The sequence below is a fragment of the Nitratireductor soli genome (assembly GCF_001050155.1).
Lineage (GTDB): Bacteria > Pseudomonadota > Alphaproteobacteria > Rhizobiales > Rhizobiaceae > Nitratireductor > Nitratireductor soli.
This window is the reverse complement of record NZ_LFVY01000011.1, coordinates 153,660-172,290: the sequence shown is the minus strand read 5'-3', so window position 1 is coordinate 172,290 and position 18,631 is coordinate 153,660. Positions and strand designations below refer to the sequence as shown.

The window sequence follows — 18,631 nt, the reverse complement described above, 5'->3', positions numbered from 1 at the left end:
GCGCCTTGCAATGAGCCTGCTAGACACGATCCGCAACACTCTCGTGCCGATTCATCGCGAGGGCTATCCCTTCATCGCCGCCTTTGCCGGCGCGACGCTGCTGCTTGGCCTGTTGTGGGGGCCGCTGTTCTGGATCGGCCTGATCCTGACAGCCTGGTGCGTCTATTTCTACCGCGACCCAGAGCGTGTCACGCCGGTCGACGACCGACTGGTCATCAGCCCGGCCGATGGGGTGGTGTCGTTCATCGGCCCTGCCACGCCGCCGGCCGAGCTTGGCATGGGCCCCGGCGAGATGACGCGCATCTCCGTTTTCATGAATGTCTTTTCCTGCCACATCAACCGCGCCCCAGTGCGCGGCCGGGTCTCGCTGATCGAGCATCGTCCGGGCCGCTTCCTGAATGCCGAATTGGACAAGGCAAGCACGGAGAACGAGCGCAACGGCCTGGTGATCGAAAGCCCGCACGGGCCGGTTCCCGTGGTGCAGATTGCCGGCCTCGTCGCCCGCCGCATCGTCTGCTGGGCCGAGGCGCCCGGCGCGCTGGCCGTTGGCGAGCGTTTCGGCCTGATCCGCTTCGGCTCGCGCGTCGACGTCTATCTGCCGCAGGGGGCAACGCCGCGCGTCGCCATCGGCCAGACGGCGGTCGGCGGCGAAACGGTGATCGCCGAGTTCGGCAGCGAGCACAAACAGCCGCTGGTGCGCGTGTCCTGATGGCCGGCCCGTTCCCCCCATTCGAACCGCATGGCGGCGGCGGGCCGAGGATCAGCGAAATTCCGCTGCGCATGCTGGTGCCCAACGTCATCACCGTGCTGGCGATCTGCGCCGGTTTGTCGGGCATACGGCTGGCTTTCGAGAACCGGGTGGAAACGGCGGTGGTGATGGTGCTGATCGCCGCCTTTCTCGACGCCGTCGACGGGCGCGTGGCGCGCATGCTGAAAGCCTCGTCGAAATTCGGCGCGCAGATGGATTCCCTGGCCGACATCGTCAATTTCGGTGTCGCGCCGGCGCTCGTGCTCTACGCCTACCTTCTCGACAAGGCGGGGCCGCTCGGCTGGATCGCCGCGCTGCTGTTCGCCATCGCCTGCTGCCTGCGGCTTGCCCGTTTCAACGTCATGCTGGACGATCCCGACCGGCCCGCTTGGCAGGCCGACTATTTCGTCGGCGTGCCGGCGCCGGCGGGTGCCGCACTCGTCCTGCTGCCGGTCTATCTGGGCTTTCTCGGCGTCATGCCGGACCGCACCGTGGCGCTGGTCGCCTGTTTCTACACGGTGCTGATCGGCTTCCTGATGGTCAGCCGCCTGCCGGTCTATTCGGGCAAGAGTTCCGGCAACCGGGTGCGCCGCGAATATGTCCTGCCGCTGATCCTCGGCCTGGCGCTCTACGTGCTGCTCCTGACGAGCTACACCTGGCTGACGCTGTCGGCCTCGACGATTGCCTATCTCGGCTTCCTGATCCTCAGCATGCGCGCCTATTCACGGCGCGCAGCGCGTGAGGAGAAGCAGACGCCGCAGGACACGATACCCGAAGAATAAGTGCTGACTTGAATGATGCGCCAATCAGCGCCGACCCCAGGTGTTGACGATGACGACGCCGGTCATCGCGGCAATGCCGCCGCCAATGGTCGTCCATTCGGGTACGTCGCCCAACATCAGCCAGGCGATCAGTGTGGCCAGCGGCGGGATCAGATAGAGGAATTGTCCAGCGCGCGCCGCGCCGTAGTGCTGGATTGCGAAGCTCCAGCACAATTGGCCGATGGCCGCGGGCGCCACGGCGAGAAACAAGACGGCGCTTTTCACTTGCAGCGAGGCGGCGGAAAACTGCGTGATTCCTGCCGGCAGCCACGGTGCCAGGGCGACGGCGCCGATCAGCAGCACCATCGCCGTCACGCCGAGCGGTTCTATGCGCAGGAACAGGGGCCGCTGCATCACCGAGAAGAGAGCGGCGCAAACGGCCGCAGCCAGGATCAGGCTGGAGCCGGCGCCGAATTCCAGCGCGCCGGGCTGGCCCCAGGCGATGACCGCCAGTCCGGCAAAGCCTAGCGCCGTTCCCACCCAGCTCCAGCGGTTGAACGCCTCCTTCAGGACAAGAACGGCGAGGATCGCCATGAACATGGGCTGAGTGTTGACGATGAAACTCGCGGCTCCTGCGGAAACGGTCTTCTGGCCCGAATTCAGCAGCACATTGTAGAGCGCGATGCCGAGGATACCGCATAGAACAAGGGTTGCGAGATCGCGCCTCGAGAACCGGGCTGGCCGCCGCCAGGCAAGCCAGACGATGGCCAAAAGGGCGGCCAACGCAAAGCGTATGGCCGCCAGGGGCAGCGGCTCGAGCCCCTTCAGCGCCATGCCGATCGCCGGGAATGAGGCCGCCCAGGTGATCACCGTTCCCGAAACGGCAAATGCGGGCAAGATCGCCGAACGGCGAAGCTTGGAGGAGGCGCTTTCTGTCATGCCGGATTTGTGTCAGAAGGACAGCACCGGTCATAGAACACCATTTGACAATCAGATGTGCGTTCAATGCACATCTTGGGAGGGAGTAATGGAACAGTTCTCCGGACTGCCGCCATTGGAGGCGCTGGAAGCGGTGCTGGCTGCGGCGCGTGAAGGATCGTTCTCGAAAGCTGCGGAGGAACTCGGCATCACCCATGGTGCCGTCAGCCGGCGTGTGGCGCTGGTCGAGACTTGGATCGGCCAACGCATCTTCGAGCGACATGGGCGCGGCGTCCGCGCGACGCCGGCGTGCCACGCCTTTCTGCTGCAGATCGAGCGCGCCAGCGCCATTCTCCATGACAGCCGCAGCCTCGTCTCCACTGGTGCCAGCCTGGAGACGGTGCGCGTCGGCGTCGTGCCCTCCTTTGCCCGCATGTGGTTGTTTCCCCACCTGGGAGCCCTTGAGGGCGCGCCGGCAGACCTGCGTGTCGAAGCCGATGTCGACGAACGATTCATGACTCTGTCGGAGGCCCGTGTGGCCATCCGCTACGGCATGGGTGATTGGCCCGGCGTCACGTCGAGGCCGCTGTTTCGCGAATGGGCAGTGCCTGTTGCCAGCCGGACGATCGCCAGCGAATTGTCGAGCCACGACGACCCGGAACGTTTGCTGGCCTGGCCGCTCCTGCACGATGCATCGGCCGGCAATTGGACCGGCTGGCTGGGCCGTTCCGGGGTTTTTTATCAGCCGCGCGAGCAGGACCGGTTCTTTTCCGCCTACGATCTGACCCTGCAGGCCGCCGCAGCCGGCAGGGGGATCGCCTTGCTGCGCGTTCCCTATGGACGGGCGATGGCGCGGGCGCTCGACCTGGTTCCCATGTCGGGATTGCGTGTGCTCATGTCGAAGCGGTTTCACCTGCTGACGGGCACAGCGACACAGACCGCGGGCGTCGGGAGGTTCTGCGCTCGAATCCTGGCCCTGATGGCACTGTATGATGACCCGGCGGATGCCGGGATATTCTGAATCTGCGCATAGGCCCATCGTTGCGCCGGAACGCCCGGTGAGACATTGCTGTGACCAGAGGTCACATGGCGCTGCGCGCCTCGATCATGCGCTCGAACAGGGCTTGCGAGGCGCGCATGTCCTCCTTGCCGGAGCGGGCGATCAGTTCCTCGATCGTCAGCGGCTGCAGGGTGTGGACGATGCGGGCCGGCAATGTCCCCTTGCGGGCGATGAATATGGGCACGATGCGCGCCTCGGCCTTCAGCGCGATGCGCGCGACGGCGCGGAACAGCCGGAACGTCTTGGTGTCGGGATCGGTCTCGTCGGGCAGGTAGACGGCGAGCCGGCCATTGCCCTTCAGCCGCCGCACCAGCCTGCGGCTGACGAAGACGTGGTGGGCGTTGAAGGCGATCGTGCGTCCGAGCGCCCGCCAGGGCTCGAGCAGATGCGAGCTGGCCGAAGCCTCGTCGAGGATGTGCAATGTGTCGTCGGGCAGCAGCGACAGCATCAGCGCCGGGTCGAGGCGGGTCCGGTGCCAGACCACATAGATCACCGGCGCCGGCGCCTTGCGCGCTGTGTCGATTTCACGGTCGCTGACGCGAAACAGCAGCTTTAGCGGTGCGTAGAGCGCCGCCTGATGGAAATTCAGCCCGCGGCGGAATTGCACCAGGCCGGCCGCCGTCGCCCAAAGCGCAACACACACCAGAACGACTTCAATGACCAGAATCATGCCGCGTCTCCCAGCCGCATGGCGTGCCCGCTCTCAACGAGCGACGGAACAGCCAGCATTGCCAATCCAGGCACGGCATCCGCGATGCGTGGGCCCTCTCCGAGACCCGTGCCATAGCCCCCCGGGGTGCGGCATCCAGCTGCCGCTGCCGCGTGAAAGGTAACGAAAGGGACCGGAAGGTCAATCGCCATTGCCGTGCCATGGGCCTGGCGACGGGTCATGCCGTGGGCCAGGCTGTGGAAAGCGTGCCGGGGCAACCGCGCTATGCCGGCATCTGATAGCGGGTGAAGCGGTCCTGCTTCACGTCGAAGATCAGTCCGGTCTCGGTCAGATCGGGGCTCGCCAGCGGCAAGATGCGCGCCGCCACCTCTGATGGGTGGGGCAGGGTGGCCGGGTCCTCGCCAGGCATCGCCAGCGCCCGCATGGCGGTGCGCGTGGCGCCGGGATTCACCGCGTTGACGCGCAGCGCCATGTTCTTGGTCTCGTCGGCCCAGGAGCGCGCCATCGCCTCGACCGCCGCCTTGGACGCCGCATAGGGGCCCCAGAAGGCGCGCGCCGAATGGGCGGCACCCGACGACAGGACGATGGCGCGGCCCGCGTCGGAGGCGCGCAGCAGCGGATCGACGGTGCGGATCAGTCGCCAGGTGCCGGTGACGTTGATCGCCATCACCTTGTCGAACACCTTGGCCTCCACATGGCCAAGCGGCGCGATGACGCCCAGTATGCCCGCATTGGCGACCAGGACGTCGAGCTTGCCCCAGCGCTCGTGGATCGCCGCGCCGATGCGGTCGATGCCGGCCATGTCGGTCAGGTCGAGCGGTACCAGTGTCGCGTCGCCGCCGGCCGCCCGGATCTCGTCGTCAAGCTCCTCGAGCCCGCCGACCGTGCGCGCCACGGCGATGACGTGTGCGCCGGCGGCCGCCAGTTCCTTGGCGAGGAAATAGCCGATGCCGCGCGAAGCGCCGGTGACCAGCGCCAGCCGGCCCTGCAAATTGGGTTTTCTGTCTGTCATTGACCGCCTGCGGCAAGAAGGGAGAGCGTGCGCACATTGTCGGCGCCTTCGTGGTCGGTCAGCCGCGTCGGATAGTCCTTGGTGAAGCAGGCATCGCAATATTGCGGCTGGTCGTTGTTGCGCGCCGCCTCGCCGACGGCGCGGTAGAGCCCGTCAATGGTCAGGAAGGCCAGCGAATCGACGCGGATGAACTCGGCCATCTCCTCGATGGTCATGCGCGAGGCAAGCAGCTTGGCCGCCTCCGGCGTATCGACGCCGTAGAAGCACGAGGCGCGCGTCGGCGGCGAGGCGATGCGCATATGCACCTCCGTCGCACCCGCTTCGCGCACCATCTGGACGATCTTCTGGCTGGTCGTGCCGCGGACGATGGAATCGTCGACCAGGATCACCCGCTTGCCCTCGATGAAGCGGCGATTGGCGTTGTGCTTCAGCTTGACGCCCATGTGGCGGATGGAATCGGTCGGCTGGATGAAGGTCCGCCCCACATAGTGGTTGCGGATGATACCCAGCTCGAACGGCAACTTGGCCGCCTGCGCGTAGCCGATGGCCGCCGGCGTTCCGGAATCGGGCACCGGCACGACGATGTCGGCCTCGACCGGCGTCTCGCGCGCCAACTCGGCGCCGATTTCCTTGCGTACCTCGTAGACATTGCGCCCCTCGACCGAGGAATCGGGCCGGGCGAAATAGACATATTCGAAGATGCAGAAGCGCGATTTTGGCGCGGCATCGAACGGGAACAGGCTCTCGATGCCCGTTTCGGTCACCACCACCATCTCGCCGGGCTTCAAGTCGCGCACGTAGCGCGCGCCGATGATGTCGAGTGCGCAGGTCTCCGAGGCGAGGATATAGGCGCCGTCGAGGTCACCCAGAACCAGCGGGCGAATGCCGAGCGGGTCGCGGCAGCCGATCATCTTCTTCGACGTCAGCGCGACGATGGAGAAGGCGCCCTCGATCTGCCGCACTGCGTCGATGAAGCGCGCATTGGTGTCGCGCTCCTTGCTGGTCGCGACGAGATGCAGGACGGTTTCAGTGTCGGAGGTGGACGAGAAGATCGCCCCCTGTTTCTGCAGCTTGCGCTGCACGGTCATGGCGTTGGTGATGTTGCCGTTGTGGGCGATGGCCAGCCCGCCCTCGGCCAGTTCGGCGAAGAAGGGCTGCACGTTGCGCAGGCCCGAGCCGCCGGTGGTGGCATAGCGCGTGTGGCCGATCGAGCGGCTGCCCTGCAGCCTGGCGATCACCGCCGGCTTGGTGAACGTGTCGCCGATCAGGCCGATATGCCGTTCGACATGGAACTGGCTGCCGTCGAAGGAGACGATGCCGGCGGCCTCCTGGCCGCGATGCTGCAGCGCGTGCAGGCCAAGCGTGACGATGGCGGCCGCGTCCGTCCGGCCGAAAATGCCGAACACGCCGCATTCGTCGTGAAAATGATCGTCGGCTTCGCCCGCGAGGGGCAAATCGTCGTCCTGTGCCATTTCCAAGGTCGCCCTTTCATCCGCATCGCTTGCTGGCGCCGTGATGGCCCCTAAGGCATGATGCGCTTCCATAGCCTACGGCGCCACGTCAGCGTCGCGAAGACGTGTGGCGCCGTAATATCCCAGACGGCCGCCGCCGTCAGTTGCTCGTTTCGCCCTCGCTCGACACGCCATCCGAGAGGCGGTCGAAAACCGAGTTTTCCGGATCGTCCGGAAGCATGCCCTGCAGCCACTGGCCGACGCCATCGAGCAGGGGACGCGATTTGGCCTCGGCGATCCAGCCCGGCGGGTTGCTGCCGAGCAGCCAGTTGAGGAACAACAGGGCCACCGCGACCACCAGGACGCCGCGCGCCGCGCCATAAAGGAAGCCGAGCGTCCGATCGAGTGCGCCGACGCGCGAATCGATGATGAAGTCGGCAATCTTCATGGTGACGATCGTCACGATGATCAGCGCGACGAAGAACACCGCCGCCGCCGCCGCCGCAACGGCCAGCATGTCATTGCTGATATAGGGCTTTACATAGGGCAAAACCAGCGGGTGGAAGAAATAGGCCGCCGCCGCCGCCGCCGCCCAGGAGGCGATCGACAGGACTTCGCGGGAAAACCCGCGCACCATGGCCAGCATGGCCGAGACGAGTGTGAAGCCGACGAGAATTCCGTCAAGCAGCGTGATTGGCATTGTCACCCCTACTCCTTTGGCGGTTAGGATGCCCCCGCAAGGTCAGTTTCATCGGTTCCGGGCCACTGTGTGCGCCAATCGTTTCCATCATGCCGCCTTGGAGCCCGCGATGCGCGCCACCAGGTCGGCGAGTGCCTCCGGTCGCGCGGCCCGCATGGCGATCGCGCCATTGCCGTCCTCATTGCCCGGCGGCATCACCGCCTGGCCGAAGCCGAGTTTTTCGGCTTCCTTGAGACGGCTGGTCGCGTGCGCAACGGGTCTCACCGCGCCCGAAAGGCTGATCTCGCCGAAATAGACGCAATCGGCGGGCAGGGCAAGCCCGGTCATCGAGGAGACGAGCGCCGCGGCCACCGCCAGGTCGGCGGCGGGTTCGGTGATGCGATAGCCGCCGGCAACGTTGAGATAGACGTCATGGCTGGCGAAGCGCACCCCGCAATGGGCCTCCAGAACGGCAAGAATCATGGAAAGCCTGGCTGAATCCCAGCCAACCACCGCGCGTCGCGGTGTGCCCAGCGGCGAGGGGGCGACCAGCGCCTGGATTTCCACAAGAACCGGCCGCGTTCCCTCCATGCCGGCGAAGACGGCGGCGCCGGGTGCCTTGGTGCTGCGCTCGCCGAGGAACAGTTCGGACGGATTCGACACTTCGCGCAGGCCCTTGTCGCCCATTTCGAAGACGCCGATCTCGTCGGTCGGACCGAATCGGTTCTTCACCGTGCGCAGGATGCGGTAATGGTGGCCGCCTTCGCCCTCGAAATAGAGAACGGCATCGACCATGTGCTCGACGACGCGCGGACCGGCGATCTGGCCTTCCTTGGTGACGTGGCCGACGAGCACGATCGCCGCGCCCGTCGACTTGGCGTAGCGGATCATCTGCTGGGCGGAGGCGCGCACCTGGGTCACCGTTCCCGGCGCCGATTCGGCCATGTCGGTCCACAAGGTCTGGATCGAATCGAGGATCACCAGGTCCGGCCGCTTGCCGTCCTCGATGGTCGCCAGAATGTCTTCCACATTGGTTTCGGCGGCGAGTTCCACGGGCAGATGCGCCACGCCGAGGCGCTGCGCGCGCAGGCGGATCTGTGCCACCGCCTCCTCGCCCGAGACGTAGACGATGCGGTGCCCGCGCGCCGCAAGTGCGGCTGCCGCCTGGGTCAGAAGCGTCGATTTGCCGATGCCGGGGTCGCCGCCGACCAGCAGCGCCGAGCCGCGCACGAAGCCGCCGCCCGTCACCCGATCCAGTTCGCCGATGCCCGTCATGATGCGCGGCGCGTCCTCGATCTCGCCCGACAGCGTCGTCAGCGCCACGGCGCGGCCCTTGCGCGCCTTTCGCCCGGTTTGCGGCCCCGAGCCGATGCCGCTCGACGTGCCTTCCTCGATCAGCGTGTTCCACTCGCCGCAGCCATCGCATTTGCCAGCCCAGCGCGCATGAACGGTGCCGCAATTCTGGCAGATGAACTGGGCGCGCGCGCGCGCCATCAGGCGGGCGCTCCCGAATACAGGTAATGGCGGTGATAGCGTCGGCCGAGCGCCGTCAGAAGCTCATAGGCGATGGTGCCGGCGGCGGAAGCGACCTCGTCGATCGGCATATTGTCGCCGAACAGCTCGATGAAATCGCCGACTTTCAGCGTGTCCGGGCCGAGTGCCGTGACGTCGAACAGAGTAAGATCCATCGTCACGCGGCCGATCACCGGCACGCGCTGGCCGGCGATGAAACCCGCCGCGCCTTCGGCCAGGCTCCGGCGCAGCGGCACCCCGGCGCCGGAGGCGGCACGGTGGTAGCCGTCCGCATAGCCCGTCGCCGCTACGGCGACCAGCGTGTCGCGCGTCACGGGGGTGGCGCCATAGCTGACCGTTTGCCCCGCCCGCACCTGGCGCAATTGCGCAATGCGCGCCTCGGCGGTCACCACCGCATGCATCGGGTTGGCCACGCCGCCCACGGGCGCGCCGCCATAAAGGGCAATGCCTGGCCTGGTCATGTCGCACAGGAATCCGCCGCCGAGAAAGATGCCGGCGGAGTTGGCCAGGCTTGATTCGGATTCTGGGAAAAGCGCGCTAAGCACCTGAAAGGACTTCAGTTGCTGCCGGTTCATCGGATGGTCGGCCGTGTCGGCGCAAGCCAGATGGCTGATCACCAGGCGCGGCGTGAGCGCACCGGTCAGCGCGTTCTCCTGCGCCAGGATGCGCGTCCGCTCGGCTGTCAGGCCGAGCCTGTTCATGCCGGTCTCCACATGCAGGGCGCAAGGGCGCGGTTCCTCGCCGTCGTCCCAGCCATGCGCCTCCCAGATGGAAAGGTCGGCTTGCGAATTGAGCACCGGCAACAGCCGCCCCTCGCGATAGAAGGCGGCGGCCTCGGGGCTGAACAGGCCGTTGAAAACGTATATTTCCGCCGCCGGCGCGGCCTGTCGCACGGCCAGGCCCTCTTCCGGCAGCGCGACGAAGAAGCGCCGGCAGCCGGCGGCGGTGAGTGCGCGCACCACCGGGGCGGTTCCCAGGCCATAGGCATCGGCCTTGACGACGGCGGCAGCCTCCGCCGGCGTCGAGTGCTCGGCCAAAAGGCGGTAATTGGCGACGAGCGCATCGAGGTCGATCGTCAGGCGTCCGCCGGCCACCCGCGGGTCACCGCCAGCCATCGTCAAAGCTTGCAAATCGCTCACGGCGCTACTCGAAACGTTCCGGCAGCCGGTCTTCCTCGGCAAGATCGGAGAACCGCGTGAACTCGCCATGGAACGCAAGGCCGACCGTGCCCGTCGGGCCGTGGCGCTGCTTGGCGATGATCACCTCGGCCTTGCCGCGCATCTCGTTCATCTCGGCTTCCCATTTGATGTATTCCTCGGTGCCGGGCTTCGGCTCCTTGTTCTTCAGATAGTACTCTTCGCGGTAGACGAAAAGCACCACGTCGGCGTCCTGCTCGATGGAGCCCGATTCGCGCAGGTCCGAGAGCTGCGGGCGCTTGTCCTCGCGGCTCTCCACCTGGCGCGAAAGCTGGGACAGGGCGATGATCGGCGTCGACAGCTCTTTCGCCAGCGCCTTCAGGCCGGTGGTGATCTCGGTGATTTCCTGCACGCGGTTCTGCTGCGACTTGGCCGAGGAACCCTGCATCAGCTGCACATAGTCGATGACGATGACGTCGAGGCCGCGCTGGCGCTTGAGGCGGCGCGCGCGCGCTGCAAGCTGGGCAATCGAGATACCGCCCGTCTGGTCGATGAACAGCGGAACCTTCTGCACCATCTGGGCGCAGGCGACGAGTTTTTCGAAATCCGTCTCGGTGATCTCGCCGCGCCTGATCTTCGAGGAGGGAATTTCCGTCTGCTCGGAAATGATACGCGTGGCCAGCTGCTCGGACGACATTTCCAGCGAGAAGAAGCCGACCACGCCGCCATTGCCGGCGGCGAACGAGCCATCGGCCTGCTGCACCGGCTCGTAGGCGCCGGCGATGTTGAACGCGATGTTGGTGGCCAGCGACGTCTTGCCCATGCCCGGACGTCCGGCCAGGATGATCAGATCCGAAGGCTGCAGCCCGCCCATCCGCTTGTCGAGGTCGCGCAGGCCGGTCGAGACGCCCGACAGGTGCCCATCGCGCATGAAGGCGGCGTTGGCCATGTCGACGGCGATCTTGGTGGCGTCGCCGAAACTCTCGAACCCGCCATCGTAGCGGCCGGTTTCAGCCAGCTCGAACAGACGCCGTTCGGCGTCCTCGATCTGCGATTGCGGCGCCATGTCGACGGGCGCGTCATAGGCGATGTTGACCATGTCCTCGCCGACCGTGATCAGCGCTCGGCGGATGGCCAGATCGTAGATGGCGCGGCCGTAATCGGACGCGTTGATGATGGTCACGGCTTCCGCCGCCAGCCGCGCCAGATATTGCGCGACGGTGAGTTCGCCGACCTTCTCGTCGGCCGGCAGGAAGGTCTTGATGGTGACGGGGTTGGCCGTCTTGCCCATGCGGATCAGCTCGCCCGCCACCTCGAAGATCTTGCGGTGCAGCGGCTCGTAGAAATGAACCGGCTTGAGGAAGTCCGAAACCCGGTAGAGCGCATCGTTGTTGACCAGGATCGCGCCGAGCAGGGCCTGCTCGGCTTCGATGTTGTTGGGCGCTTCGCGATAAAGCCGCGTTTCGGCGACTTCGAGCTTTCGGGCTGCTTCTGCCATCTGGATTCTTATCCGTCGTTCCGGTGCGTTGCGGTGATCTGCGCCCGGACCAACTAAAGACATGACTGTCCCGGCACCCCCTCATCTGTCCTAGACGCTACGGAGCGGCAGCGGGAAAGAACACGCAGCGAAACACACGCTATCCACTGCTATCCACCGCAGGAATGTCACAGCGTCTGGAAAACCAGAGCGGGGGAGATGATTCGCTTGACAGCGAATCACCTCATCATGCCGATTATATTCCTATTCCGCCGCCTGCGTGAACTTGCCGGGCCGCTTCGGGCCGGCAAGCCGCTTTTCGGTCTCGCCGATATAGTCGCGCGTCATCGGCAGGGTCTGGCGCTTCTTGGTCAGCTGAACCTGGAACACGACCATTTCCTGCCAGCGGAAGGAGGCTTCCGAGCCGGCGAGATAGAATTCCCACATCCGGGCGAAGCGCTCGTCGTAGATTTCCACCGCCTTGGCGCGGTTCTTCTGGAACCGCTCCTGCCAGTGCTTCAGCGTGTCGGCATAGTGCAGCCGGAGGATTTCCACATCGGTGACGATCAGGCCGGATTTTTCGATCGCCGGCATCATCTCCGACAGCGACGGGATGTAGCCGCCGGGGAAGATGTGTTTGCGGATGAAGGCGTTGGTCACCGACGGACCGGTCGAGCGGCCGATCGTGTGCAGCAGCATCACGCCGTCATCGGCCAGAAGCCTGGCGCTCTGATTGAAGAAAGTGCGGTAGTGATTGATGCCCACATGCTCGAACATGCCCACCGAGACGATGCGGTCGAACGGGCCGCTCAGCGAGCGGTAATCGGCGATCTCGAAGCGCGCCTTGTCGGTAAGGCCGGCCTGCCGCGCCCGGTCGGTGGCGACCCGGTGTTGCTCTTGCGACAGCGTGACGCCGAGAACCTGCGCCCCGAGCTGGCTGGCCAGGTCGAGCCCCAGCCCGCCCCAGCCGGAGCCGATATCCAGCACCTTCTGCCCGGGCTTCAGCGCCAGCTTGGCGGCGATGTGGCGCTTCTTGGCGCGTTGGGCCTCTTCGAGAGACATCCCCGGCGTCTCGAAATAGGCGCAGGAGTACTGCATGTCCTCGTCGAGAAAGAGCCGGTAGAGTTCCTCCGAAAGATCGTAGTGGCGATGAACGTTGCGCTTCGAACGGGCGGCCGTGTTGAATTGCTGCAGGCGGCGGAACGGATAGCGCAGGACCTCGCCGAGCCTGACGAAAAAGGCTTGCGTGCCGAGCTCGTCCATATTGTCGTAGGTCATCTGCAGGAGCGAGAGGACATCGCCTTCGATGATATCGACCTCGCCCTCCATATAGCGTTCCGGCACGGCCAGCATCGGATCGAGCGCGATGGCGCGTTCGGCTCTCTTGCTATGGATCACGATGTGAACATGCTCACCGGTCCCGTCGCCGAAACGGCGCGTTGCACCGGCAGGATCGGTGATGGACAGCGAGCCTTTGCGAAAAAGGCGGGAAACGAATCTCTCTAGCAACCAGTTCATCGCAGCACCCCCAAGAAAGTCGCGGGAGGTTGCAATTATGGAGCAAAATCAGGGCATTTGAAAAGAGGCCAGAATTAGCCGGTGCTTTGACCAGGTCACACTTCTTGCCATTTCATGACATGCCGGTTCTGTTTTTTCCCCGAAGACGGGGATTTGCAAACTGGCATCAATTAAAGCAACAGGACCATGTAATTTTTTGAACTGTTTGCACCCGCGCACGACGGCCAGCCGCCGACGCCCGGCAAGTGAAAGGGCCGGACGTTTCCATCCGGCCCTCAAGTCTTTTCGATTTTCTTGGGATTCATTAAGAAAACCAATTGGATAGGGGTTCAGCCGGGCGCTACGAAGACGCCCGGTCCGGAAATCCGTCTATCTCAGGCTTCTTCGTCCGTCGGCTCTTCGGCGTCCGCCTCGGCGCGCTCGTCAAGTTCATCGCCTTCGGCATTCGGATCGAAGAAGGCGTCCGGGCGGGCGCTGTCGTTGATGTCGTCGCCATAGATCGCCTCGGCCGAATCGAGCGTTTCGCCGCGCGCCTGGCGCTCGGCTTCGTCGGCCGAACGCGCCACGTTCATGGTCACGGTGACCTCGACGTCGGCATGCAGGGCGATTGCCACGTTGATCAGACCGATGGTCTTGATCGGCTGGTTGAGCTCGACCTGGTTGCGGCCGATCTTGAAGCCGTCCGCGCCCAGCGCCTCGACGATGTCGCGCGCCGACACGGAACCGTAAAGCTGGCCGGTCTCGGCGGCCGAACGGACGACGATGAAGGTCTTGCCGTCAAGCTTCTCGGCAACGCCCTGCGCCTCGGACTTCTGCTCGAGGTTGCGTGCTTCCAGCTCGACGCGCTGGGATTCGAATTTCTTGCGGTTGGCTTCGTTGGCGCGCAGCGCCTTGCCCTTCGGCAGAAGGAAGTTGCGGGCGAACCCGTCCTTGACCTTCACGACCTCGCCCATCTGGCCCAGTCGTGCAATGCGTTCGAGAAGAATGACGTCCATCGTTTCTGTCCTTTGTCATCGGCAGATGCCGGAAAGATTGAAGGCAGGTCAGAAACGGATGCCGCACCGGCGGCCTGGTTCGCTGTCCTGCCGCTCGTGGTCTGACCGAAACGGATGGTATCCATCCGTTTCGATAAGTCAGCCCACAAGCTATTGATCTGGTGGTGCGATCCCAACAGATGGGTGCCATCTGTTGGGATCGCACCACCAGGCAGTTAGGGACCATCTGGTCCCAACTCGGGATTTGAAGAACCTCGTCCGCGCCCGCCGCGGGGAGGGGGCGGGCGGAAAACCGCCCGCGCCGAACCTTACTTCACGACGTAGGGCAAGAGGCCCAGGAAGCGGGCGCGCTTGATGGCCTTGGCCAGTTCGCGCTGCTTCTTCTGGCTGACGGCCGTTATGCGCGACGGCACGATCTTGCCACGCTCGGAAATATAGCGCTGCAGGAGCTTGACGTCCTTGTAGTCGATCTTCGGAGCGTTGGCGCCGGAGAACGGGCAGGTTTTGCGGCGGCGGTGAAACGGGCGCCGCGTCGGGATCTGGTTGATGTCGACCATTATTCGCCACCCTCATTGCTGTCGCGGTCACGGCGCGGGCCGCGGTCGTCACGGTCGCGGCGCGGGCCACGATCGTCCGAATCACGGCGCGGGCCGCGGTCGTCGCGGTCGCGACGCGGGCCACGATCACCGCGATCGCCACGGTCGTCGCGGCGCTGCATCATCGCCGACGGGCCTTCCTCATGCGCATCGACGCGCACGGTCATGAAGCGCAGAATGTCTTCCGACAGCCCCATCTGGCGCTCGACTTCCTTGACGGCGTCCGCCGGGGAATCGATGTCCATCAGCATGAAATAAGCCTTGCGGTTCTTGTTGATCCGGTAGGCGAGGGACTTCTGTCCCCAGTTCTCGACCCTGCCGACGGAACCGCCGCCCGCTTCGATCACACCCTTGTACTGTTCCACAAGGGCGTCGACCTGCTGCGGCGAGAGATCCTGCCGGGCAAGGAACACATGTTCGTAAAGTGCCATTGTCTTGCCTTTCTTCAGTTCATGTCGCACCGGACCCCAACGGCAAAAGCCTCTGCGACCTCCCTGTCCGGATATTCGGGAAGAAAGGCGCAAGTTGGTGACGGTCGAGAGCGGAGACACGGGAGGCGGAGGAACTTGTCCTCGCAACACGCGCCCATGTGGCGCGCGGCCCTCCGTTCAGCCCCCAGCTGGGACCGGCAGACCGCGCGCTTATACAGGGTTTTGCGACGGATGCAAGCGAGCCCGCCATGCCTTCAAGTCTTCAGCCGGTATCCCGTCTTGAAGATCCACCAGACGATCGTCAGGCAGAGCGCCAGAAACGCCAGGATCATGGCGATGCTGATCTCGATGCTGACATCGGCGGTCTCATAGAAACTCCAGCGGAAGCCGCTGATGAGATAGAGGACGGGGTTGGCGAGCGTCACCTTCTGCCAGAACTCCGGCAGCATGTCGATCGAGTAGAACGCCCCGCCGAGGAACACCAGCGGCGTGATGATCAAAAGCGGGATGAGCTGCAGCTTCTCGAAATTGTCGGCCCAGATGCCGATGATGAAGCCGAACAGGCTGAACGTCACCGCCGTCATCACGAGGAAGAACAGCATCCAGACGGGATGGCGAATCTCGATCGGCACGAACAGATGCGCCGTCGCCAGGATGATCAGGCCGAGAATCAGCGATTTCGTCGCCGCCGCCCCGACATAGCCGAGAACGATTTCCAGGAACGAGATCGGCGCCGAGAGCACCTCGTAGATGGTGCCGACGAATTTTGGAAAATAGATGCCGAAGGAGGCGTTTGAGATCGAGTTCTGCAACAGCGTCAGCATCATCAGGCCGGGCACGATGAACGCGCCGTATTCGATGCCCTCGACCGTCTCGATGCGTGAACCGATGGCCGCGCCGAAGACGATGAAATAGAGCGAGGTGGACAGGACCGGCGAGATGACGCTTTGCAGCAGGGTGCGCTTCATGCGCGCCATCTCGAACAGGTAGATGGATTTTACAGCCTCGAAGTTCACTGGTTTTCCTCCACGACAAGGCTGACGAAGATGTCTTCGAGCGAGCGTTGTTCGGTGTCGAGATCCTTGACGGTGATGCCGGCGCCGGCGAGCGCCGAAAGCAGCGAGGCAATGCCCGTCCGCTTGGCCTGGGTGTCGTAGTGATAGGTGATGCGCTCGCCGCCATCGGCAAGCTCGAGCGCGTAGCCGGACAAATCGCCGGGAAGCGCTTCCAGCGGTTGCTGCAGTTCCAGCGTCAGCTGTTTCTGGCCGAGCTTGCGCATCAGCTCGGCCTTGTCCTCGACAAGCAGGAGCCGCCCCTTGTTGATGACGCCGACCCGATCGGCGATCTCCTCCGCCTCCTCGATGTAGTGGGTGGTCAGGATGATCGTCACGCCGGTGTCGCGCAGCCGCTTGACCAACCGCCACATATCCTTGCGCAGCTCCACGTCGACACCCGCCGTCGGCTCGTCGAGAAACAGGATGCGCGGCTCGTGCGCCAGGGCCTTGGCGATCATGACACGGCGCTTCATGCCGCCCGAGAGCGCCATGATCTGGCTGTCCTTCTTGTCATAGAGGGACAGATCGCGCAGGATCTGCTCGACCAGCGCCGGCGCCGGCTTCTTGCCGAACAGCCCGCGGCTGTAGCTGACCGTCGCCCACACCGTCTCGAAGGTTTCGGTATGCAGTTCCTGCGGAACCAGGCCGATGAGCTGACGTGCCTGGCGGAAATTCTGCACGATGTCGTTGCCCTCGACCGTCACTGTGCCGGTTGAGGGCTTGACCAGGCCGCAGACGATGGAGATCAACGTCGTCTTGCCGGCCCCGTTCGGGCCGAGCAGCGCCAGGATTTCACCCCGGCGAATGTCGAGATCGACCGCGTCCAGCGCCGTCAGGCCCGTATCGTAGGTTTTCGATAGATTCTTGATGGAAAGAGCGTTCGTCATGGAAGTGGGTCCGTGATGTCGGGAGCGCCCGCATGAGCTGGGCTCTGTAACGCGAAGGAATTTTGCTTGTGAAACCAGCGGAACTGGAATGAGCCGCGCTCATATAAGCAAAAGACGCCCTGCTTGCCAGCAAACCGACATGGCCGCTGACATTTCCTGACATACGAGGGGTGCCGACACAACGAAGGGTGTTTGTCGAAGACGCTCAGTTGTTCTCCGGATCGGTCTCCGCTGCGGTGGCGAGTTGCGCCGTGCGGACGGTGACGAACAGGGTCGGCACGCCGAAGGCCACCGAAAGGCCGATCTCGCCCGAGCGTTTCAGGCCGAGCAGCCCGGAAATCCCCCACACGGCGGCTGCGGATGCCACCGCCACTTCCGTCGAGATGAACAACGTCACCGCGATGATGCCCAGCATCTGCGCCGGTGTTGCGCGGCGTCTGCGCCGTTTCTGACCCGAAGTGCCGGCCGCCGTCAGCTCCTGATGAACCATTTTGAAAATCCTGATCGAGAAATGCTTCCTGGAAACCCCCGCCGGAAACGGCGTGGAACAGGCGAACCACTCACCCCGATTGTGGATTTTTCATGTCCGAGCGTACGGGCCGGGCCGGGAGGCGCGCATTGGGCCAAAAGGCTTGACGGGCCGGGTATGTTGCGTCACCAGATGCGCCCGGTAGTTCAATGAATCCGGGAGACTTGGCGATGAGCATCGCTTTCACCTTTCCAGGCCAGGGCAGCCAGGCCGTCGGCATGGGCCGCGATCTGGCCGAGGCGTTTCCAGAAGCGCGCGCCGTGTTCGAGGAAGTGGACGATGCGCTCGGACAAAAGCTGTCGCGGATCATCTGGGAAGGACCCGAGGACGATCTGACGCTGACGGCCAACGCCCAGCCGGCGCTGATGGCCGTCTCCATCGCCGTCATGCGCGTGCTGGAGAAGGGGGGCCTGTCGCTGACCGACAAAGTCGCCTATGTCGCCGGCCATTCGCTCGGCGAATATTCGGCCCTGTGCGCCGCCGGCACGTTCTCGCTCGCCGATGCGGCGCGGCTCCTGCGCATTCGCGGCAACGCCATGCAGGCGGCGGTTCCCGTCGGCCAGGGCGCCATGGCGGCGATCATCGGCCTGGAGGCGGAGGACGTCGAGGCCGTTTGCGCCAAGGCGGGCAAGGGCTCGGTCTGCCAGATCGCCAATGACAATGGCGGCGGGCAGCTCGTCATCTCCGGCGCCAGGGAGGCGGTCGAGGCGGCGGCCAAGCTGGCCTCCGAGATGGGGGCCAAGCGCGCCATCATGCTGCCGGTCTCGGCCCCCTTTCATTCGGCGCTGATGCAGCCTGCTGCCGATGCCATGGGCGACGCCCTGGCCGATGTGGCCAAGCGCGTGCCCGCCGTGCCCGTCGTCGCCAACGTCACGGTCACCCCGCTGTCCGATCCCGACGAGATCGCCGCGCGACTGGTGGAACAGGTAACGGGCCGCGTGCGCTGGCGCGAGACCATCATCTGGTTCGGCGATAACGGCGTGGAGACCCTATACGAGATCGGCTCGGGCAAGGTCCTTTCCGGCCTGGCCCGGCGCATCAACCGTGATCTTGGCGCCATATCGGTCGGTACGCCCGCCGACATCGACACGATGATGAAGGCGCTTGGCTGAGGATTGCGAAGGCAGGGACTTTCCCCGAGCGCCGAATGAGGCACATCGCCCGGTATTTTTGAG

At 64.7% G+C, this 18,631-nt stretch carries 19 protein-coding genes; 4 read left to right on the top strand and 15 right to left on the bottom strand.

The window, feature by feature from the left end:
• Positions 1-10: 10 nt before the first annotated feature.
• Both AB843_RS15365 and pssA read left to right on the top strand, forming a co-directional pair.
• Positions 11-709, top strand: coding sequence for a phosphatidylserine decarboxylase (locus tag AB843_RS15365; RefSeq protein ID WP_048647742.1), 699 nt, complete (start codon positions 11-13; stop codon positions 707-709).
• Positions 709-1,530 (top strand): CDP-diacylglycerol--serine O-phosphatidyltransferase, encoded by an 822-nt coding sequence (gene pssA / locus AB843_RS15360; RefSeq protein WP_048647741.1) that lies wholly within the window; start codon positions 709-711, stop codon positions 1,528-1,530. The genes AB843_RS15365 and pssA overlap by 1 nt, the downstream gene beginning before the upstream one ends.
• Before the next feature lie 24 nt (positions 1,531-1,554).
• Here pssA and AB843_RS15355 read toward each other — a convergent pair whose 3' ends face one another.
• A complete protein-coding gene (locus tag AB843_RS15355) occupies positions 1,555-2,448 on the bottom strand; it encodes a DMT family transporter (RefSeq protein ID WP_048647740.1) in 894 nt (297 codons plus the stop codon).
• Between the two features lie 88 nt (positions 2,449-2,536).
• Between AB843_RS15355 and AB843_RS15350 the strand changes: the two genes are divergently transcribed.
• Entirely contained in the window at positions 2,537-3,448 is a 912-nt protein-coding gene (locus AB843_RS15350; protein ID WP_053086135.1) for a LysR family transcriptional regulator, read from the top strand.
• Between the two features lie 61 nt (positions 3,449-3,509).
• On the opposite strand, the gene AB843_RS15345 is transcribed toward AB843_RS15350, so the two are convergent.
• The 14 genes from AB843_RS15345 to AB843_RS15275 form a co-directional block, all read right to left on the bottom strand.
• On the bottom strand, positions 3,510-4,157 hold the full coding sequence (locus tag AB843_RS15345; protein WP_048647739.1) for a lysophospholipid acyltransferase family protein: 648 nt from the start codon (positions 4,155-4,157) through the stop codon (positions 3,510-3,512).
• Between the two features lie 262 nt (positions 4,158-4,419).
• Positions 4,420-5,169, bottom strand: a complete 750-nt coding sequence (locus tag AB843_RS15335; RefSeq protein ID WP_048647737.1) for an SDR family NAD(P)-dependent oxidoreductase — start codon at positions 5,167-5,169, stop codon at positions 4,420-4,422.
• Positions 5,166-6,641 carry an amidophosphoribosyltransferase gene (gene purF / locus AB843_RS15330; protein WP_048647800.1) on the bottom strand — a complete coding sequence of 492 codons (1,476 nt, stop codon included), beginning with the start codon at positions 6,639-6,641 and terminating at the stop codon, positions 5,166-5,168. Before purF ends, AB843_RS15335 begins: the two co-directional genes overlap by 4 nt.
• Positions 6,642-6,780: 139 nt before the next feature.
• Positions 6,781-7,320 carry a CvpA family protein gene (locus AB843_RS15325; RefSeq protein ID WP_048647736.1) on the bottom strand — a complete coding sequence of 180 codons (540 nt, stop codon included), beginning with the start codon at positions 7,318-7,320 and terminating at the stop codon, positions 6,781-6,783.
• 87 nt (positions 7,321-7,407) lie between these two features.
• Positions 7,408-8,793: a DNA repair protein RadA gene (gene radA, locus AB843_RS15320; protein WP_048647735.1), complete on the bottom strand. Its 1,386-nt coding sequence runs from the start codon at positions 8,791-8,793 to the stop codon at positions 7,408-7,410.
• Entirely contained in the window at positions 8,793-9,947 is a 1,155-nt protein-coding gene (alr, locus tag AB843_RS15315; RefSeq protein WP_048647734.1) for an alanine racemase, read from the bottom strand. Before alr ends, radA begins: the two co-directional genes overlap by 1 nt.
• A 28-nt stretch (positions 9,948-9,975) precedes the next feature.
• Positions 9,976-11,466, bottom strand: coding sequence for a replicative DNA helicase (locus AB843_RS15310; protein ID WP_048647733.1), 1,491 nt, complete (start codon positions 11,464-11,466; stop codon positions 9,976-9,978).
• A gap of 243 nt (positions 11,467-11,709) precedes the next feature.
• Complete coding sequence (locus tag AB843_RS15305; protein WP_048647732.1) at positions 11,710-12,963, bottom strand: cyclopropane fatty acid synthase; 1,254 nt, start codon at positions 12,961-12,963, stop codon at positions 11,710-11,712.
• A 374-nt stretch (positions 12,964-13,337) separates the two neighbouring features.
• Entirely contained in the window at positions 13,338-13,958 is a 621-nt protein-coding gene (gene rplI / locus AB843_RS15300; RefSeq protein ID WP_048647731.1) for a 50S ribosomal protein L9, read from the bottom strand.
• Positions 13,959-14,266: 308 nt separating this feature from the next.
• Positions 14,267-14,515 (bottom strand): 30S ribosomal protein S18, encoded by a 249-nt coding sequence (rpsR, locus tag AB843_RS15295; protein WP_002963610.1) that lies wholly within the window; start codon positions 14,513-14,515, stop codon positions 14,267-14,269.
• Positions 14,515-14,985, bottom strand: coding sequence for a 30S ribosomal protein S6 (rpsF, locus tag AB843_RS15290; RefSeq protein ID WP_048647799.1), 471 nt, complete (start codon positions 14,983-14,985; stop codon positions 14,515-14,517). Before rpsF ends, rpsR begins: the two co-directional genes overlap by 1 nt.
• Positions 14,986-15,239: 254 nt before the next feature.
• A complete protein-coding gene (locus AB843_RS15285) occupies positions 15,240-16,001 on the bottom strand; it encodes an ABC transporter permease (RefSeq protein WP_048647730.1) in 762 nt (253 codons plus the stop codon).
• The gene (locus AB843_RS15280; RefSeq protein WP_048647729.1) at positions 15,998-16,927 is read right to left on the bottom strand and encodes an ABC transporter ATP-binding protein; all 930 of its coding nucleotides are present in this window, start codon (positions 16,925-16,927) and stop codon (positions 15,998-16,000) included. Before AB843_RS15280 ends, AB843_RS15285 begins: the two co-directional genes overlap by 4 nt.
• Before the next feature lie 205 nt (positions 16,928-17,132).
• Entirely contained in the window at positions 17,133-17,417 is a 285-nt protein-coding gene (locus tag AB843_RS15275) for a hypothetical protein (RefSeq protein ID WP_048647728.1), read from the bottom strand.
• A 209-nt stretch (positions 17,418-17,626) separates the two neighbouring features.
• Between AB843_RS15275 and fabD the strand changes: the two genes are divergently transcribed.
• The gene (gene fabD / locus AB843_RS15270; RefSeq protein WP_048647727.1) at positions 17,627-18,568 is read left to right on the top strand and encodes an ACP S-malonyltransferase; all 942 of its coding nucleotides are present in this window, start codon (positions 17,627-17,629) and stop codon (positions 18,566-18,568) included.
• Positions 18,569-18,631: the final 63 nt, after the last annotated feature.

Coding starts and splice junctions, on each gene's coding strand:
- rplI (WP_048647731.1), bottom strand. CDS start 13,958: ATGGACGTCATTCTTCTCGAACGCATTGCACGACTGGGCCAGATGGGC.
- AB843_RS15350 (WP_053086135.1), top strand. CDS start 2,537: ATGGAACAGTTCTCCGGACTGCCGCCATTGGAGGCGCTGGAAGCGGTG.
- AB843_RS15365 (WP_048647742.1), top strand. CDS start 11: ATGAGCCTGCTAGACACGATCCGCAACACTCTCGTGCCGATTCATCGC.
- fabD (WP_048647727.1), top strand. CDS start 17,627: ATGAGCATCGCTTTCACCTTTCCAGGCCAGGGCAGCCAGGCCGTCGGC.
- AB843_RS15275 (WP_048647728.1), bottom strand. CDS start 17,417: ATGGTTCATCAGGAGCTGACGGCGGCCGGCACTTCGGGTCAGAAACGG.
- AB843_RS15335 (WP_048647737.1), bottom strand. CDS start 5,169: ATGACAGACAGAAAACCCAATTTGCAGGGCCGGCTGGCGCTGGTCACC.
- alr (WP_048647734.1), bottom strand. CDS start 9,947: ATGGCTGGCGGTGACCCGCGGGTGGCCGGCGGACGCCTGACGATCGAC.
- AB843_RS15345 (WP_048647739.1), bottom strand. CDS start 4,157: ATGATTCTGGTCATTGAAGTCGTTCTGGTGTGTGTTGCGCTTTGGGCG.
- AB843_RS15305 (WP_048647732.1), bottom strand. CDS start 12,963: ATGAACTGGTTGCTAGAGAGATTCGTTTCCCGCCTTTTTCGCAAAGGC.
- AB843_RS15310 (WP_048647733.1), bottom strand. CDS start 11,466: ATGGCAGAAGCAGCCCGAAAGCTCGAAGTCGCCGAAACGCGGCTTTAT.
- AB843_RS15355 (WP_048647740.1), bottom strand. CDS start 2,448: ATGACAGAAAGCGCCTCCTCCAAGCTTCGCCGTTCGGCGATCTTGCCC.
- purF (WP_048647800.1), bottom strand. CDS start 6,641: ATGGCACAGGACGACGATTTGCCCCTCGCGGGCGAAGCCGACGATCAT.
- rpsF (WP_048647799.1), bottom strand. CDS start 14,985: ATGGCACTTTACGAACATGTGTTCCTTGCCCGGCAGGATCTCTCGCCG.
- AB843_RS15280 (WP_048647729.1), bottom strand. CDS start 16,927: ATGACGAACGCTCTTTCCATCAAGAATCTATCGAAAACCTACGATACG.
- AB843_RS15325 (WP_048647736.1), bottom strand. CDS start 7,320: ATGCCAATCACGCTGCTTGACGGAATTCTCGTCGGCTTCACACTCGTC.
- pssA (WP_048647741.1), top strand. CDS start 709: ATGGCCGGCCCGTTCCCCCCATTCGAACCGCATGGCGGCGGCGGGCCG.
- rpsR (WP_002963610.1), bottom strand. CDS start 14,515: ATGGTCGACATCAACCAGATCCCGACGCGGCGCCCGTTTCACCGCCGC.
- radA (WP_048647735.1), bottom strand. CDS start 8,793: ATGGCGCGCGCGCGCGCCCAGTTCATCTGCCAGAATTGCGGCACCGTT.